This is a genomic window from Collinsella sp. CLA-JM-H32B (genome assembly GCF_040098065.1).
Lineage (GTDB): Bacteria > Actinomycetota > Coriobacteriia > Coriobacteriales > Coriobacteriaceae > Collinsella.
Genome location: NZ_JBBNNA010000014.1, coordinates 39,578 through 56,225, shown reverse-complemented (window position 1 = coordinate 56,225; position 16,648 = coordinate 39,578). Strand labels below are relative to the sequence as shown.

At 60.8% G+C, this 16,648-nt stretch carries 12 protein-coding genes and 1 pseudogene; 10 read left to right on the top strand and 3 right to left on the bottom strand.

Translation table 11 applies throughout. The features are described 5' to 3' along the window. A pseudogene (locus AAA138_RS08055) lies at window positions 1-321 on the top strand (metallophosphatase); the annotation flags it as partial. Between the two features lie 15 nt (window positions 322-336). On the opposite strand, the gene gluQRS reads toward AAA138_RS08055, so the two are convergent. Continuing rightward, window positions 337-1,347, bottom strand: coding sequence for a tRNA glutamyl-Q(34) synthetase GluQRS (gluQRS, locus tag AAA138_RS08050; RefSeq protein ID WP_349090359.1), 1,011 nt, complete (start codon window positions 1,345-1,347; stop codon window positions 337-339). A 515-nt stretch (window positions 1,348-1,862) separates the two neighbouring features. Between gluQRS and AAA138_RS08045 the strand changes: the two genes are divergently transcribed. After that, window positions 1,863-3,806, top strand: coding sequence for a DUF2207 domain-containing protein (locus AAA138_RS08045; protein WP_349090357.1), 1,944 nt, complete (start codon window positions 1,863-1,865; stop codon window positions 3,804-3,806). Window positions 3,807-4,322: 516 nt separating this feature from the next. Here AAA138_RS08045 and AAA138_RS08040 read toward each other — a convergent pair. Continuing rightward, window positions 4,323-4,964: a GNAT family N-acetyltransferase gene (locus AAA138_RS08040; protein ID WP_349090355.1), complete on the bottom strand. Its 642-nt coding sequence runs from the start codon at window positions 4,962-4,964 to the stop codon at window positions 4,323-4,325. 276 nt (window positions 4,965-5,240) lie between these two features. Here AAA138_RS08040 and purH point away from each other — a divergent pair, with 276 nt between their 5' ends. The 6 genes from purH to AAA138_RS08010 all read left to right on the top strand — a co-directional run bounded on the left by purH (window position 5,241) and on the right by AAA138_RS08010 (window position 11,323). Next, window positions 5,241-6,848, top strand: a complete 1,608-nt coding sequence (gene purH, locus AAA138_RS08035; protein WP_161144557.1) for a bifunctional phosphoribosylaminoimidazolecarboxamide formyltransferase/IMP cyclohydrolase — start codon at window positions 5,241-5,243, stop codon at window positions 6,846-6,848. Between the two features lie 81 nt (window positions 6,849-6,929). Beyond that, complete coding sequence (locus AAA138_RS08030) at window positions 6,930-7,661, top strand: hypothetical protein (RefSeq protein WP_349090354.1); 732 nt, start codon at window positions 6,930-6,932, stop codon at window positions 7,659-7,661. Window positions 7,662-7,838: 177 nt separating this feature from the next. Continuing rightward, the gene (locus AAA138_RS08025) at window positions 7,839-8,510 is read left to right on the top strand and encodes a response regulator transcription factor (RefSeq protein WP_349090352.1); all 672 of its coding nucleotides are present in this window, start codon (window positions 7,839-7,841) and stop codon (window positions 8,508-8,510) included. Between the two features lie 9 nt (window positions 8,511-8,519). Next, window positions 8,520-9,563 carry a sensor histidine kinase gene (locus AAA138_RS08020; RefSeq protein ID WP_349090350.1) on the top strand — a complete coding sequence of 348 codons (1,044 nt, stop codon included), beginning with the start codon at window positions 8,520-8,522 and terminating at the stop codon, window positions 9,561-9,563. A gap of 177 nt (window positions 9,564-9,740) precedes the next feature. Further along, window positions 9,741-10,031: a helix-turn-helix domain-containing protein gene (locus tag AAA138_RS08015; RefSeq protein ID WP_349090349.1), complete on the top strand. Its 291-nt coding sequence runs from the start codon at window positions 9,741-9,743 to the stop codon at window positions 10,029-10,031. Continuing rightward, a complete protein-coding gene (locus tag AAA138_RS08010; protein ID WP_349090348.1) occupies window positions 10,031-11,323 on the top strand; it encodes a HipA domain-containing protein in 1,293 nt (430 codons plus the stop codon). The genes AAA138_RS08015 and AAA138_RS08010 overlap by 1 nt, the downstream gene beginning before the upstream one ends. A 195-nt stretch (window positions 11,324-11,518) precedes the next feature. Here the strand turns inward: AAA138_RS08010 and AAA138_RS08005 are convergent, their stop codons facing one another. Next, entirely contained in the window at window positions 11,519-11,956 is a 438-nt protein-coding gene (locus AAA138_RS08005; protein WP_349090347.1) for a universal stress protein, read from the bottom strand. A gap of 247 nt (window positions 11,957-12,203) precedes the next feature. Here AAA138_RS08005 and AAA138_RS08000 point away from each other — a divergent pair, with 247 nt between their 5' ends. Then, window positions 12,204-13,184, top strand: coding sequence for an undecaprenyl-diphosphate phosphatase (locus AAA138_RS08000; protein ID WP_349090346.1), 981 nt, complete (start codon window positions 12,204-12,206; stop codon window positions 13,182-13,184). 356 nt (window positions 13,185-13,540) lie between these two features. Next, window positions 13,541-16,441 (top strand): UvrD-helicase domain-containing protein, encoded by a 2,901-nt coding sequence (locus AAA138_RS07995; RefSeq protein WP_349090345.1) that lies wholly within the window; start codon window positions 13,541-13,543, stop codon window positions 16,439-16,441. Window positions 16,442-16,648 lie beyond the last annotated feature (207 nt).

Sequence of the window (16,648 nt, the reverse complement as noted above, 5' to 3'; positions counted from 1 at the left end):
CCGCAGGAGCTGCCGGACGAGCGCAACTTTGAGGAGACGCGGGCAAAGCTCGACAGCGCGGGCTGGAAGGTCGACTACGTGGTCACCCACACCTGCTCAACGCGTATGCTTTCGCCCACGCTTTATCCGGCACCCGGCTGGAATTACCCCGCCGTTGATCGGCTTACGGCATTTTTCGATGAGCTGGAAGACCGCTTGGATTACAAGCGCTGGTACTACGGACATTTTCATCGGGATGCCAATCCGGCCGAGCGCCACACCGTGCTCTACGACTGCATCGTTCGCCTAGGCGACGAACTCCAGCCCTGGGATGTTGCGTAGAGGCGCGGTGGCTGGCTACTCGACCGTTACAGTGATGTTTTCCCGATGCTCCCGGATGACGTTCCAGCTAAAGTGCTCGACCAGCTGCTCGGCAGAGCGCGGCGTGGTGTCTGGCGCGATGCCTGTTTGCCCGGCGAGCCAGCCCAGTAGTGCCTCGGGCGTGCCAAAGCGGGCGCGTAGTTCGCCCAGGTCCAGATCGCGGTCGCGCTTGGAAAGGCGGCGGCCGTCCGGTGACATGAGCAGCGGAATGTGCGCGTAGTGCGGCGTGGGAAGGCCCAGCAGATGCTGCAGGTAGATCTGGCGTGGTGTGGAGCCAAGCAGGTCGCATCCGCGTATGATCTCGGTAACACCCATGGCGGCGTCATCGACCACCACGGCCAGCTGATAGGCAAACACGCCGTCGCTGCGGCGCACCAAAAAGTCGCCGCATTCGGTGGCGAGCGCTTCGCATTGGGCCCCGTACGTGCGGTCCACGAATTCGATCACATCGTCTGCGAGGTCGTCGACGGCGGGCACGCGCAGGCGCGTGGCCGGGGCGCGCAGGGCACTGCGGCGGGCGACCTCTTCGGCCGAAAGCCCTCGGCAGGAGCCGCGATAGATGGGCGTGCCGTCGCTGGCGTGCGGCGCGCTCGCGGCGTGGAGTTCGGCGCGCGTGCAAAAGCAGGGGTAGGTGAGGCCGGCGTCTTGCAGCTGGTGCAGGGCGTCCTCGTACAAGTCCAGGCGATCGTGCTGGTAGTAGGGACCTTCGTCCCACTCAAGCCCCAGCCAGGCCAGGTCGTCAATCAGTTGAGCGGCAAGTTCCGGGCGCTTGCAGCGATCGTCCAGGTCCTCGATGCGCAGTACGATGCGGCCGCCCTGGCTGCGGGCCGAAAGCCACGCGCACAGGCAACTGAACACGTTGCCCAGGTGCATGCGGCCCGAGGGCGACGGGGCAAAACGGCCCACGACGGGCGCGGGGGCAGAGGCGGCCGGCGTCGTTGGCGCGTCCGCGGCGGGCGTTGCTATGTTGCGTGCTTTGATATCCATGCGGACGAGTATAGCGCGGGGCGCGATGGGGAGACGTCACTGTGGTCCGCAAGTTGTCGAAGCCCCGCATTGCGTATGGCGGGCCGCAGACTCGGCGCTTTGATTCCTGTCCATCAATTCGGCGCCTTAGACGACAGAAACCCCGGCAGCTCTTCGCAACTGCCGGGGTTTCCGCGGAAAAGGGGGACATGATCCTCGAGCGAACGGCAAAGGGGCAAACCGTTTTCGCTCAACTGCTTTATGCCCCTCGGCTGGCGGCTCAATCAGCGCATGCCGCGCCCACACAAAGCCACTACACCTGTGACGGAGCTGTGAAATGGTATCTATCGTTGGTGCATGCCATGCCAAAGAGTGTCCCTAACGGCTAGTCATTTAAGAACGTCCCCAATGACTAGCTGCTGGCGGCGGGCGTGACTTTTGTCCCATTTGGCGCTCCGGTCGCCTAGATATTCGTCATGTGCGCCCGTAAACGTGGGACAATGACGCTGTTGGTATCACAGACAAAGGATGTGCCTATGAACGCCCCCGTTGCCAAGACCTGTCGGCAGCGCCGCCTATTCGCGCGATTCGCTTCCGTCTGCGCACTCGTCGCGCTTGCGTTGTTGCTGCTGCCTGCCGCCGCACACGCCGACGGCTACTCCATGAGCCAAACCTACATCGGCGCCACGGTTGAGGCCGATGGATCGCTGACCGTTGTCGAGGGACGCCAGTTCGATTTCGACGACGACATCAACGGCGTGTTTTGGGAGATCAATACGGGCACCAACCAGCAGGGCGGCACGGCGGGCGTCGACGTGCTGAGTGTCGAGGAAGAGGACACCGCGTTTAACAAAGTCGATAGCGCGAACAAGGGCGACTCTGGCGTCTACACGGTCGAGCAGACCGGTGACGGCGTAAGGATTAAGGTGTTCAGCCCCCACGAGAGCGGCGATAGCGCGATCTATTACGTGAGCTACACCATGACCGGTGCGGTCATGAACTGGGCCGATACCGCCGAGCTCTACTGGAAGTTCGTGGGTGACGGCTGGTCCGCGGATTCCGACGATGTCGAGATGGAAGTGTACTTCGCAAATGCCGCTGCCGGGACGGCGGCCGTCAAGGGCGATAACTTCCGCGCATGGGGTCACGGTCCGCTGACGGGCGACGTGTCACTCGATGCGGATGAACCCATGGTCACCTATACCATTCCCTGCGTGCATCAGGGCGAATTCGCCGAGGCGCGCATCGCCTTCCCCAGCGACTGGGTGCCATGGCTTTCCGCTTCAAGTGAGGAGCGCATGCCGACAATCCTGAGCGAGGAGAAGGCGTGGGCCGACGAAGCTAACGCCCGCCGCGCTCACGCTCGCATGATTGCCAATGCACTTGCCGCGCTAAGTGTTGTCGCGGCGGTGGCATTTACCGGCACAATCGTTGTGCTCAAGCTGCGCCGCCGCAAGCCCAAGCCGCTTTTCCAGGACGAATATTTCCGCGATGTGCCTTCGGCCGACCATCCCGCCGTACTTTCGGCCCTCATGAGCTGGAACGAGGTGCCCGATCAGGCATATATCGCTACGCTCATGAAGCTCACTGACGACCGTGTGATCAAGCTGGAGCAGGCGACCGTGACCAAGGCCAAGAAGGGTCTGCTGAAGCGCGAAAAAGAAGAGCAGACGTATCGCGTGATGGTGAGTGATGCGGGCTGGAAATCGGCCAAGGGCATTGACCACATGGTGCTCAAGGTTTTCTTTGCCGGTGCTAAGCCCGACGAGAACGGCGATCGCTCGCGCACGTTTGACGAGCTGCAGCACTACGTTAAACAGCACGCTACGCCCGTGGGGGACAAGCTCGAGGACTATCAGAACACCGTTAAGGGCAAGCTGGCCGATAGCGAGTACGTTGCCTCGGACGGCATCGTTGCAATGGTGTTTTGCCTGGTTCTTGGTATTCTGATCGCCTTTGTTCCCGTGGGATCCATTTTCTTTACTGACGGCGCGCAGGTGAACATTATCGCCGCGGTTATCTCGGCGCCGATTGTGCTGGTGGGTATTGGCGTGGGCCTTACGTTCCGCCGCTTTACGCCGGAGGGCGCCGAGGTGGCGGCTCGCTGCAAGGCGCTTAAGCATTGGCTCGAGGACTTCACGCGCCTAAAGGAAGCCGTCCCCGGCGATCTGGTACTGTGGAACAAGCTGCTGGTGATGGGCGCGGCGCTGGGCGTTTCGAAGGAAGTCCTGCGTCAGCTTGCCGAGGCTGTTCCTCCCGAGGTGCGCGAGGCCGACGGTTTCTACGACAATTACCCCTGCTACTGGTGGTACTACCATCATTACGGTATCGATTCGCCGCTCGATTCATTTAACAATGTGTATCACGAGAGCATCCGTGAGCTGGCTTCGAGTTCCGATAGCTCGAGCGACGGCGGAGGCGGCGGCTTCTCGGGCGGCGGCGGAGGCGGCGTCGGCGGAGGCGGCGGCGGAACGTTCTAGCGAGCGCTTGCTTTGGGGTGGACCTTTCTGGGCGGTTGCCAGGGAAGATCCATCCCATTTTTGTGCATCGAAACGGGCCATACTTTCCGCTGCGGACCTTCGCGCAAGGGGCAGTGGGCAAAAAATGCCAAATATGAGTACTGTTGCCTAGATTGTCACATTTGCTTGTACTAAAAAATGGACTCCTAACGAGATTGTTTCTCGTTAGAAATCCATTTTATTGTACATTTGGGGAGATACGTTAGTTCATCCAACGCGTCGAGAGGTCTAAGAGACCCGAAAAAGCCGAATTTCGCTGCCACTAAAAAGGTAACAGTACTCATATTTGATGTTTTTTGACCACAGCTATATGTGAACCCCTATATAGCGACCTCAAGAAGGGCTTCGTCGGTCGTTTTGATCAAGACTGTCCCCAACGACTAGTCATTTAAGAACGTCCCCAACGACTAGGTGCGGCTGCTGCCAAGGAGTGTCCCGGGGTGCCGGCACAAGAGGAACGTCCCTAACTGCCGGGTTTTAGACTGTTAGGTCGAGTTCGTAGAGGAAGCTTTCGCGCGGCATGGCGTGGCGGCGTTCCTCGCGGTTGGCTCGGTGCGTGGCCGTGCGCTTAAAGCCGTGCAACTCGTAGAACTTCCACGAGCAGTTGGAGTCGGTGTACAGGTGCGCGCTGGTCGCCCCGCACGAGGACAGATGCGAGATTGCAGCGTCGAGCAGCACCGTGCCAACGCCCAGGCCGTGGACATCGCGATCCACGGCAAGCAGCGTGACCTCGTTGTCATGCGGCAGCGGGCTTTTCTCGAGCAGGCGGTTGTTGGTTCGAATGGTGGTGCGCACAAAGGAGAGGTACTCGGCGCAAGCTTCAGGCTCCAGCTCGCGCATCTGCGACAGCAACGAGCGTTCGGTGTCCATCCAATGTTCCTTGACGGTGGCGCCGGAGCTCTGTCCCGCACGCGCGAGCGCAATGCCACGCGCCTGACCGTCGATTACGGCAACCTGCGAAAACGTCGAGGAAGAAAGGCAGTAGGCAAGGTCGCACGCGGCTTCGAGGCGGTTGTACTCATCGTTATCCGAGTTGTTGTGCCAAAGCTGCTGCAGGATCAGCGCGATGGCGTCGAAATCTTCGGTATCAAACGGTCGGTAGAGAACCCGCGAGACCATGGTGCCTCTTTCTATTGCGGATGCATATCGAGCACAGTTCTACCACGCCATTGGCATCTAATTATGGTGCCCCTGTGTTCCATGAACTCACCGTGCCCAGTGGCGCTCCTGCAACCCCCGCTCGAAGCTTTTTCTGCACAGCCGTGCGTTGCGGGGTGCATCGTCGCGCTCGATGCGCTACATTGAATCAGTATTTTCAATGCCGCTGCGCGAGCGCTGCAGATCGACGTATCACCGACTCACAGAGCACGGCGGCGTACCAGACAGGAGGACTGCATGGGATCTGATGTGAAGATCGCACGCGCGTTGATCTCGGTTACCGATAAGACGGGCGTCGTCGATTTCGCACGGACGCTGGTTGACGACTTTGGCGTCGAGATCATCTCTACGGGCGGCACGGCTCGTGCCATCGAGGACGCGGGCGTTCCCGTAACCCCCATCGAGGAGTTCACGGGCTATCCCGAGATGATGGACGGCCGCGTCAAGACGCTGCATCCCAAGGTTCACGGCGCGCTGCTTGCCCGTCGCGATTCCGAGCAGCACATGCAGGAGGCCGCTCAGCACGGCATTAAGCTGATCGACCTGGTGGTCGTCAACCTGTACGAGTTCGAGAAGACCGTCGCCAACCCCGAGGTCACCTTCGCGGATGCCATCGAGCACATCGACATCGGTGGCCCCTCCATGCTGCGCTCTGCCGCTAAGAACGCCGCGAGCGTTACCGTCATTTCCGACCCGGCCGACTATGATGCCGTCCTGGCCGAGATGCGCGAGACCGGTGGCTGCACCACGCTTTCCACCCGTCGTCGCCTGCAGGTGAAGGTCTACCAGACCACCGCCGCCTACGACACGGCTATCTCCCGTTGGCTCGCCGCCCAGGCAAGCGACGTGGCGGATACCTCTGCCAAGCTCGAGATCTCGCTGGAGAAGGTCGACGACCTGCGCTATGGCGAGAACCCGCAGCAGAAGGCCACGGTCTATCGCTTTGCCGAGGGCTGCGAGAACACCGCGAGCTCGCAGTTCCCGCTCGTGGGCTCCGAGCAGATCCAGGGCAAGCCGCTCAGCTACAACAACTATCTGGATGCCGACGCCGCTTGGAACCTGGTCCGCGAGTTCGACGAGCCCGCCTGCGTGATCCTCAAGCACCAGAACCCCTGCGGTTCCGCCGTTGCCGAGGATATTACGGCTGCCTACGACCGCGCCTTCGCCTGCGATCCCAAGAGCGCTTTCGGCGGCATCATCGCCTGCAACCGCGAGGTTCCCTATGAGCTGGTCGAGCACTTCGCCGACCAGAACAAGCAGTTCGTCGAGGTCATCATCGCCCCGAGCTACACCGCCGAGGCACTCGAGCGCATGGCTAAGCGCCCCAACCTGCGCGTGCTGGCCACCGGCGGCGTGGACCACGGCGCCCAGGTTGAGCTGCGCTCCGTCGACGGCGGCATGCTGGTGCAGGAGGTCGACCACGTGACCGAGGACCCCGCGACCTTTACGTTCCCCACCGACCGCAAGCCCACCGACGCCGAGATGGCCGAGCTCGAGTTTGCCTGGAAGGTCTGCAAGGGCGTTAAGTCCAACGCCATCCTGGTCTCCAAGGGCAAGGCCGGCATTGGCATGGGTCCCGGTCAGCCCAACCGCGTGGATTCTGCGCTGCTGGCCTGCGAGCGTGCCGAGGACTTCTGCGAGCGCGAGGGCGTGGAGAAGGGCGGCTTTGCCTGCGCAAGCGACGCGTTCTTCCCGTTCCGCGACAACGTCGACGTGCTTGCTGCACACGGCGTGACCTGCATCATCCAGCCCGGCGGCTCCAAGCGCGACGACGAGAGCATCCAGGCCTGCAACGAGCATGGCATCGCAATGGTCTTCACGGGGGCTAGGCATTTCCGTCACTAAGTTCCGCCCTGGGACAAAATAATCTCTGCAAAAGACGGTCGCTCCGTTTGGAGGGCCGTCTTTTTGGTATAAGAGGACGGAATGACTAACACGAAAGGTATGACCATGCCCCAGATTGATGATGCCGAGCTGTTTGGCAATGCCGAGGATCAGCGTGCGTACGAGGACTTTTGCGCCAATCAGGAGGCGGTCGAGAAGTTCACGCTCGACAAGCCCGCGCTTGTCTGCCGTTGGCGCATGTCCAACAAAAAGGTGCCCATGCTCAACCGCCACATCCGTGCGCTATCCGAGCGCCTGGTGCAGGGCGAGCCGCTTACCCACAACATGCTCAGCTGGGCCAAGCAACACGTTGAGTGGTCGCTCGCCGAGGGCGATTACACCGCGCACGACGGCGTACTCATGCTGGTGATTGACGTTAACGGCAACGCCGCCATGACGGTGGGGGAGTACGAGCCGCTGGCCGATACGTCGGCCAAGGCGCTGCGTGCCCGCTCCGCCGAGGCCCGCTCCGAGGCTGACGAGACCGGCGTGGCACCCGAGCTGCTCGCCGCCGTCAACAACGGTGAGCTGGCCTTTGTGGCACCGGCGGACGAGTGCCTGTGTGGCACGGCGACCCTTATTGAGCAGTTGGCTCAGACCAAGAACATCCCGGTCACGCGCGTAGACATTCCCGCACAGCTCAAGGGTGCCCTGTTCCTGGTGAGTGACGAGCACGGCGTGGTTCCCGCAACCGAGACGGACGCCGCGGAGGCCGACGCCGCCACGGTCGCCTTCTTTGCCGACGGCTACGAAAAGCTCCGTGCCCGCCGCTAAATGATTTTTCTGGGACGGGGATTATATAATCATTTGATTCTCGCGCCCGTTGCGAGCGAGGGACGAGCCAAGCGCTTTCGTTTGCGAACAGTTCTGTCACCTTGGTGCCGCGTGAGGTGCGTACCTGCGGCTTCGCGGTCATAATGGGACAAGACAACCAAGAGGGGAGCGGAATCCATGGCGCTAATCTATGTCGTTGAGGACGACGAGCCTATCCGTCGCGAACTTGCCGACATCCTTGCCCGTGCTGGTTTTGAGGTCGAGGCCTGCGAATCGTTCGAACATGTCTCGCGCGATATCCTTGCTGCCGCGCCCGACCTGGTGCTGCTCGACCTCACGCTTCCCGTCAAGGACGGCCAGCATATCTGCCACGAGGTCCGTCGCGAATCCGAGGTCCCCATCATCGTGCTTACCTCGCGCTCGACCGAGATCGACGAGGTCATGGCCATGACGCTCGGCGCGGACGACTTTGTGCCCAAGCCCTACAGCGCGCGCGTGCTCGTGGCTCGTATCAATGCCCTGCTGCGCCGCACCACGGCTGCCGGTGAGCGCAGCACGCTCGTCCACAAGGGACTGGAACTCGACCTCGCTCGCTCCACGGTCACCAACACGGCAACTGGTACCGGCACCGAGCTCACCAAAAACGAGCTGCGTATCCTTTCGCTGCTCTTGGGTCGCGCGGGCAAGATCGTCTCGCGATCGGCCATCATGCAGGACCTGTGGGACTCCGATGCCTTCGTGGACGACAACACGCTTACCGTCAACATCAACCGCCTGCGCGCCACGCTCGAAAAAATCGGCATCAAGGGGTATCTGACGACGCACCGCGGCCAGGGCTATTCGGTCTAGGTGCCAGGTATGTCGTTTGCCAAATTCTTCAAAGACGCGCTGCTTCCCGTCGCCGTGTGGACCTGCGGCGTGCTGCTGAGCTGCTTTGTACTGACGGTCGCCGGCGCTTCCGTTTCCATCGTGGTCGTGGCGGTCGGCGTGTCCTTTGTCTTTGGCATGCTCGGCATTGTGATCGAGTACGCGCGCCGTCGTCGTTTTCTGCGTCAGCTTGAGCGTGCGGCAGAGGAGCTCGAGAGTCCCGCATGGGTGCAGGAGATGGTGCAATGCCCGACCTATGCCGAGGGCGAGCTCGAGTACGAGGTCTTGCGCCGGGTGGGCAAAGCTGCTTGCGACGAGGTTGCCGAAGGCCGGCGTCAGACCGATGACTATCGCGACTATATCGAGAGCTGGGTACACGAGGCCAAACTGCCCTTGGCGGCTGCCCATCTGATCTTGGAAAACCTGGACGGCAGCGAAGACGATCCGACGCGCGTGGACGACCTGGCACGCGAGCTTGCCCGCGTGGAGCGCTATATCGACCAGGCGCTGTACTATGCGCGCTCGGAGGTTGTGGAGCGCGACTACCTGATTCGCCGCTGGGATCTTAAGACCTTGGTGACGGGTGCCATTAAAGCCAACGCGCGCGAGCTCATTGCGGCGCACGTGGCGCCGGTGTGCGAGAACCTCGACTTCGAGGTGTTCACCGACGAGAAATGGCTCGAGTTTATTCTGGGCCAGCTCATTCAGAACAGCATTAAATATGCGCGCGAGGATGGCGCAAAGATCGTGTTTTCGGGCGCGTTGTTGGACGAGGGCCTGGCAAGCGAGCGCATCGAACTCACCGTCGCGGACAACGGCTGCGGCGTGAGCGCGGCCGACCTGCCGCGCGTGTTCGAGAAGGGTTTTACCGGCGACAACGGCCGCACCACCAAGCGCGCAACGGGCATCGGCCTCTACTTGGTGGCGCGTCTGTGCTCCAAGATGGGCATCGACGTCACCGCATCGTCCGAGCCGGGCGAAGGCTTCGTCGTCACGTTCGCTTTTTCAACGAACAAGTTCCAATACTTTGAGTAGTCAGCCCGTATGGCGTAGCCGTTCAGGATCTGCCCATCTAAGAAAATATCAGGCTTCTCGGTAGCTATATTCCTGAACGGGAACATTGCTAATGTAGCAAACACTATATTCCCGTACATGAACATAGTTCCACGGTTTTATACTATGTTCACGAATAGGAATATAGCTGGAGGCATGATGAGAACGGTGACAACGATTAAAAAGCTGGATGGGCGCATCAAGCTCAAACCGTCGGAAGTCGCTTTCTCGGAGCGCGTGGTTTTCGATCCCGCCGAGATGGGGAAAGCCCTTAGGCTCAGAAGGCGTGAGCTTGGCTTGACTCAACGCGATGTCGCGACTATGACGGGCCGCAGCCTTCGTGTGATTGGTGATATCGAGCGGGGGCGGACAACGGTCGAAATTGGTGTCATTTTCGATTACGCCTCCATCGTGGATATTGATTTTATTCTGAAGGTGAGGGGGAAGTAATGGATGGCACGCTGTTCGTTCACCGTGAGTTTAATGGGTCTTACCAGCTGGTTGGCATATTGGAGGAAAACGCGGGGCTTCCGATATTCACCTATAGCCCCAAATATCTCCAGAGCGGTGATGCGGCCCCGATTTCGACCTCGCTGCCGTTGTCGGCCGAGACATTTAGTCCGGACACAACGGGCTCCTTTTTCTCCGGCATCATTCCGGAGGGGCAGCTCAACAGGGATCTTGAGAAAAGGGCGCGAGCGGAACGCGGAGATTACTTTAAGGTGCTCGATTTAGTCCGCGATGAACCTGTCGGCGCTCTGGTTTTGACGCGAGATCCTTCGGCCGACAGTCTCGAAATGGGCTATGAAGAGATAGGTGAGGAACAGCTAAGCGGGCTGGCATACGCGCCGGCGGAGGTTGCTTTTGATTTAGCGCTAGAGAGTCGAATCTCCCTTGCAGGTGCTCAGGCGAAGGTCGGTCTCTACCATACGGGCGATGATCCATGTGGCGGATGGTACCTGCCTCATGGAGCGGCCCCATCTACGCACATTCTCAAGGCGGGATCGAAAACGTTCCCGGGCGAGACAGTGTGCGAAGCGATGTGCGTGAGGGCCGCCTCTCTGATGGACCTGTCGGCCGAAGAGTGTTTTCTTATCCGAGTTGAGGATGCCGAGCCAATTATCGCCGTGAGGCGATTTGACCGAGTAACGCCTGATGCTGGATGCTCGGTTGACGGATTGCCAATTCCATACCGTTTGCACCAGGAAGATGTTTGTCAAGCCAAGGGCATTTCGCGTGAGCTTAAATATGAGCCCACGGGCGTCAATTACCTGGGGCTTATCGTCGATGCGGTGCGAAGGACGTCGACGAATCAAATGGAGGACAGGTTCCTTGTCGGCTATAACCAGCTGTTCGACTATGCCGTAGGTAACTGCGATAACCATCTAAAGAACTGGTCGTTCGTGTGGGACGAAAGTTGGAAGCAGGTGAGGTTGGCGCCGCTCTATGACGTGCTGTGCACAACGGTTTATCCCAGTCTCGTTCGCGAGATGGGCGTCTCGTTTGGAGGGAGCCGCAAGATTGACGACGTAACGCGCGGGTCGGTGATGAGCCATATGATCGGGGCGGGTTTGCCCGGGGGAATTGTTGCCGGAATGATTGCCGATACCTGCAATGAGGTTCCAGACGCGCTAAGAGACGCCGCGCGCGGTCTCAAAGAAGAGGGTTTTGCTGAGGCGGAGGTAATGTTCGAGAAGATCATTCCAGAAGTGCAAGCTCGTCTAAGCAGGATCGCCATATAACAAAAACGTGCCGCCCCAAACAAAGCGTGCCGCCCCAAACGGGGCGGCACGCCATCTTTTATCAGCCAACTCGCTGAAGTACGGTGACGAAGGCGCAAGGCCGGGAGGGGTTATCTAAGCCGACATCCCGCAGCCGCGAAGCGGCGAGGACGTCGGCGTGATAACCCCGCAGGCCTTGCGCCGGCGGGAAGGAACCTACTTCACGACCAAAATGTCGCAGTCCGTATTGCGCAGCAGGAACGTTGAAATCGAGCCCAGTAGCGCGTACTTAATTGAGGACAGGCCGCGGGCGCCGCAGAGCACCAGATCGGGCTTGACCACGTCGAGCATCTCATCCTTGAGCGTCTCACGAATGCGGCCGGTACGAATCATGACCTCGACCTCGGGAATGTCGGGATTGGCCTTGGCCTCTTCGAGCTGCTTGGCGATGGAGTTCTTAAATGCCTCCTCCAGTCCGTTGACCAGATCGACCGGATAGGAACCAGCGCTCTCGAGTGCCGTGGAATCGATAACGTGGCCGATAATCAGCTTGGCGCCGTTGTTCGCGGCGACCTTGATGGCGCGTGCGAGCACAAAATCCTGCTGCTCAGTACCGTCGAGTGAAACAAATACCTTGGTGTAGCCCTCGTTCATGGTTTCCTCCTTGGTCTATCGCACGGGCGTGGGGCTCGTGCATCGGGCGGGCGCGGATGCGTGGCCGCCGGACACTTTATCTTGTTGCAGTTATACCCAAGGATTTGGGTTTGACCGCTCGCAATTCTGTGAACGGGCGAGTTTTTTGGTAAGGGTAGGCGCAGGCGCGCCGCCAACGGTTGATAATGGGACATCGCCCGCACCGTCCGCAGAACAATATCGGCGGGTGTCTAACGAGGGGGTCCCTTTGGATATCATTGAGCTTCTAAAATCTGCCTTCATGGGCCTGGTCGAGGGCATCACCGAATGGCTGCCTGTTTCGTCGACCGGTCACATGATCTTGGTGGACGAGTTCGTCAAGATGAACGTGAGCGAGACGTTCTGGAATATGTTCCTGGTCGTGATTCAGCTTGGCGCCATTTTGGCCGTCTGCGTTTTGTTCTTCTACGACCTCAACCCGTTTTCTCCCAGCAAGGGCAAGGAGGGCCGTCGCGACACCTGGGTGCTATGGGGCAAGATTGTGCTCGGCTGCATTCCCGCCGCGGCGATCGGTCTGCCGCTTAACGACTGGATGGAGGAGCATTTCTACAATGCTCCCGTCGTGGCGTTGGCGCTCATTGTGTACGGCGTGCTGTTTATCGTGATTGAGAACTGGCGCGCGAGCAAGCGCGACCAGGCCGCTCTTGCCGGTTCGTTTGGTTCGCGTGCTGTGGTGTCGGGTGTACGTCCCGCCGGTGCGCACTTTGCGGCGCCCGCCGCGGCTACCGCTGAGGATGAGGACGATGACGATAACCTGGACTTTGGCTCCATCACTACGCTCGAGGATCTGAGCTGGAAGACCGCGCTGGGTATCGGTTGCTTCCAGGTGCTTTCGCTGATTCCGGGCACATCGCGCTCCGGCTCCACCATCATCGGCGGCCTGCTTTTGGGCTGCACGCGCTCGGTGGCGTCCAAGTTTACGTTCTTCCTGGCCATCCCTGTCATGTTTGGCGCGAGTGCGCTCAAGCTGGTCAAGTACTTCATCAAGGGCGGCACGTTCGGCGCCAACGAGATCGCCATCTTGGGCGTGGGCTGCGTCGTCGCCTTTGTGGTGTCGCTCATCGCCATCAAGTGGCTTATGGGCTTCGTCCGCCGTCACGACTTTAAGTGCTTCGGTGTTTACCGCATCATACTGGGCATCGTAGTGCTCGCGTACTTCTTTGTCCTGGAGCCGATGCTCGGCCTCTAACTTAGTCGACGCTGCGCGGCGGCCAGGGTGACAGCTTGTCATTCAAAGAGGGTGGCATGACCAAAAGGTCTATGCCGCCCTCTTTTCATGCCAATTTGTTCGCTCTGGTCGCCGTTCGCTGCTGCTGCCATGACATCGGCGGTTTCGTGATTGGCGCAATGGGGACAGGTTACTTTGCAGCAACGTGGTGCAGACTAACCTGACCCCATTGCATCAAATCTGCTGGGGCGGGCTCGATGGCGGCGCACGGAGTCGCGGTGTGATTTACGTCGGTGTCCGCGCGGCTCGGTATACTGGTACGGCTCAAACTATGGCGCTGCCCGCAGGCGCGCCGTCCGTCAGATGAGGAGTCGCCCATGACCCAGCCGCTGCCCTGGGAAAGAAACACCGCGGTACCCGTGCCGCCCGCACCGGAGCCCGTACCACTCGATGTATACGCCGCCCCCGCCGCGCCGGAACCCGAGCTCGTCCCGCTCGACATCTACGACGCCCCGGCCCCGGCGCCCAAGCCCGCCAAGCCGCTCGTCGACATCGACAGCCTCAACCCCGCCCAGCGCGAGGCGGTCCTGACCACCGAGGGCCCGTTGCTGGTCCTTGCCGGCGCCGGCTCGGGCAAGACCCGCGTTCTGACCTTCCGCATCGCGCACATGCTGGGCGACCTGGGCGTTAAGCCCTGGCAGGTCCTGGCCATCACGTTTACCAACAAGGCTGCGGCCGAGATGCGCGAGCGTCTGGCAGCGCTCATTCCCAACGGCACTCGCGGCATGTGGGTGTGCACCTTCCACGCCATGTGCGTGCGTATGCTGCGCGAGGACGCCGACCTGCTGGGCTACACCGGCCAGTTCACCATCTACGATGATGACGACTCAAAGCGCATGGTGCGCGACATTATGCAGGCGCTCGGCATTGAGCAAAAGCAGTTCCCCATCAACATGATCCGTAGCAAAATCAGCTCGGCCAAAAACGCCATGATCGGGCCCGAGGACATGCTCAAATCCGCCGACAGCCCCAACGACAAAAAGGCCGCGCAGGTCTATATGGAGCTGGAGCGCCGCCTGCGCGCTGCCAACGCCATGGACTTCGACGACCTACTCGTGCGCACGCTCGAGCTACTGCGCACCCGCCCCGAGGTGCTCGACAAGTATCAGGAGCGCTTCCGCTACATTAGCGTCGACGAGTATCAGGACACCAACCACGTCCAGTACGAGATCGCCAACCTGCTGGCCGCCAAGTACCAAAACCTCATGGTCGTGGGTGACGACGACCAGTCCATTTACAGCTGGCGCGGCGCCGATATCACCAACATCCTGGACTTCGAGAAGGACTTTAAAAACTGCAAGACCGTCAAGTTGGAGCAGAACTACCGCTCCACGGGTCACATCCTGAGCGCCGCCAACGCCGTGGTGCGCCACAACTCGCAGCGCAAGGACAAGCGCCTGTTCACGGCAGAGGGCGACGGCGAGAAGATCCAGGCCTTCCAGGCGAGCGATGAGCGCGATGAGGGCCGCTGGATTGCCGGCGAGATCGAAAAGCTGCACTCCAAGGGCACAAGCTACGACGACATCGCCGTGTTCTACCGCACCAACGCCCAGTCGCGTATTCTCGAAGATATGTTCCTGCGCGCGGGCGTACCCTACAAGATCGTGGGCGGCACGCGATTCTTCGACCGCGCCGAGATCCGCGACGTCATGGCCTACCTCAAGATGATTGTGAACCCGGCAGATGAGATGAGCGTCAAGCGTGTCATCAATACGCCGCGACGCGGTATCGGCTCCACCTCGATCCAAAAGATTGAGCAGCTGGCGCGCGATAACCGCTGCTCGTTCTTCCAGGCCTGCGAGATCGCGACGGCCGAGACGGGCATGTTTAGCGCCAAGGTGCGTAACGGCCTGTCGAGTTTTGTGGCGCTGGTGCGCGAGGGCCGTCGCATGGACGGCGAGCTCAAGGACGTCGTCGAGATGATTGTCGACAAAACGGGCCTGCTGCAGGCGTTCCGCGCCGAGGGCACCATGGAGTCTGAGAGCCGCGCCGAGAACATTCAGGAATTCTTGGGCGTTGCTGCCGAATTTGAAGAGACGCACGAGGATATCGAGGGTACGCTCGAGAGCTTGGAAGAGCTGCGCGCGGCTGGCGTTGCCGATGTACCGGCCGGCGCCGAGTCCGAGCCCGTCGTGGTGAGCGCGCCTGCGCCTGAACCGGGGCCGTCTGCCCCGGCATCCTCGTTTGAGGCGCTCGTTGGCGCGCGTGATGCCGCGGGTTCCAATCCGCTCGATAGCCTGGCGGCCCCGGCGCTTTCTCCGCAGGATGCTCTGGCTGCCGCCATCGCGGGCAATGCCTATGCCGCGCCGACGGAGCTGCCCGCGGGTGCCGTGCATGCCGACGAGATTGAGCGCACCTATGGCCCGCTTACCTGCAAGGCGCTGCCCGCCCTCATGGAGTGGCTGGCCCTGCGTTCCGACCTGGATTCTCTTGCCGGCGAGACGCATGCCATTACCATGATGACTATCCACTCCGCCAAGGGCCTGGAGTTCCCTGCGGTCTTCGTTGCCGGCATGGAGGAGGGCATCTTCCCGCACGTGCACGACTTTGGCGGCAGCGACGATCCGGGCAAGCTCGAGGAAGAGCGTCGCCTGGCCTACGTTGCCATCACGCGTGCCCGTAAGCGACTGTTCTTGACCTATGCGGCCACACGTCGCACCTACGGTTCGACCTCTGCCAACCCGCGCTCGCGCTTCCTCAACGAGATTCCGTTTGAGGATATCGAGTTTAGCGGTATCGGCTCTGCCGGTTTTGAGGGCACGGGCTGGGAGAAGCGCGGCGACCGTCACGGCACCTTTGGCTCGGGCATGGGCTCGGACATGTATGGCGGCAAGGTGTTTGGCTCGCATACGCGCTCGACCGGCGGTTCCGGTTCGCGCGGCGGATCGAGCTTTGACGATTTCTTTGGCGGCAGCAGCTACGGGACCGAGCGCCATCGTGGGGTTTCGCCCGATGCCGGCCGTGTTGCCTCGACCTTTGGCTCGGGCGCGCCGCGAGCCAAAAAGCCCTCGTCCAAGGTGTCCCCGACGGTGGAGCGCAAGGTCGATCGCGCCAGCGCATCGCAGGACTTTGCCGCGGGCGATACCGTGAGCCACAAGACCTTTGGCACGGGTACCGTGATCTCGGTCGCTGGAGACATGATCGAGGTCCAATTCGAAAAGACCGGCCAGACCAAAAAGCTAATGAAAGGTTTTGCACCGATCGTCAAACTGTCGTGATCCCGGCGGACCTGGGCGGGCGTATGGGGCAACATCGCCTGCTCGGGCAGTCCTGCTCGCACGGATAGCACATTAAGTGCTCTCCGGCTCGTGCGGAACTCGCGATCGATGTTGCCCCATACGCCCGTCCAGGTCCTTAGATAACGTTGCTTGCGAACGTCGCTCTGCTCGTCCGCTTTTTTGATCTGGAGAGCCGGGTGGGCTGAT

What these genes read in the sequence shown, in the direction of transcription:
- gluQRS (WP_349090359.1), bottom strand. Translation starts at nt 1,347, where the DNA reads ATGGATATCAAAGCACGCAACATAGCAACGCCCGCCGCGGACGCGCCA.
- AAA138_RS08045 (WP_349090357.1), top strand. Translation starts at nt 1,863, where the DNA reads ATGAACGCCCCCGTTGCCAAGACCTGTCGGCAGCGCCGCCTATTCGCG.
- AAA138_RS08040 (WP_349090355.1), bottom strand. Translation starts at nt 4,964, where the DNA reads ATGGTCTCGCGGGTTCTCTACCGACCGTTTGATACCGAAGATTTCGAC.
- purH (WP_161144557.1), top strand. Translation starts at nt 5,241, where the DNA reads ATGGGATCTGATGTGAAGATCGCACGCGCGTTGATCTCGGTTACCGAT.
- AAA138_RS08030 (WP_349090354.1), top strand. Translation starts at nt 6,930, where the DNA reads ATGACTAACACGAAAGGTATGACCATGCCCCAGATTGATGATGCCGAG.
- AAA138_RS08025 (WP_349090352.1), top strand. Translation starts at nt 7,839, where the DNA reads ATGGCGCTAATCTATGTCGTTGAGGACGACGAGCCTATCCGTCGCGAA.
- AAA138_RS08020 (WP_349090350.1), top strand. Translation starts at nt 8,520, where the DNA reads ATGTCGTTTGCCAAATTCTTCAAAGACGCGCTGCTTCCCGTCGCCGTG.
- AAA138_RS08015 (WP_349090349.1), top strand. Translation starts at nt 9,741, where the DNA reads ATGAGAACGGTGACAACGATTAAAAAGCTGGATGGGCGCATCAAGCTC.
- AAA138_RS08010 (WP_349090348.1), top strand. Translation starts at nt 10,031, where the DNA reads ATGGATGGCACGCTGTTCGTTCACCGTGAGTTTAATGGGTCTTACCAG.
- AAA138_RS08005 (WP_349090347.1), bottom strand. Translation starts at nt 11,956, where the DNA reads ATGAACGAGGGCTACACCAAGGTATTTGTTTCACTCGACGGTACTGAG.
- AAA138_RS07995 (WP_349090345.1), top strand. Translation starts at nt 13,541, where the DNA reads ATGACCCAGCCGCTGCCCTGGGAAAGAAACACCGCGGTACCCGTGCCG.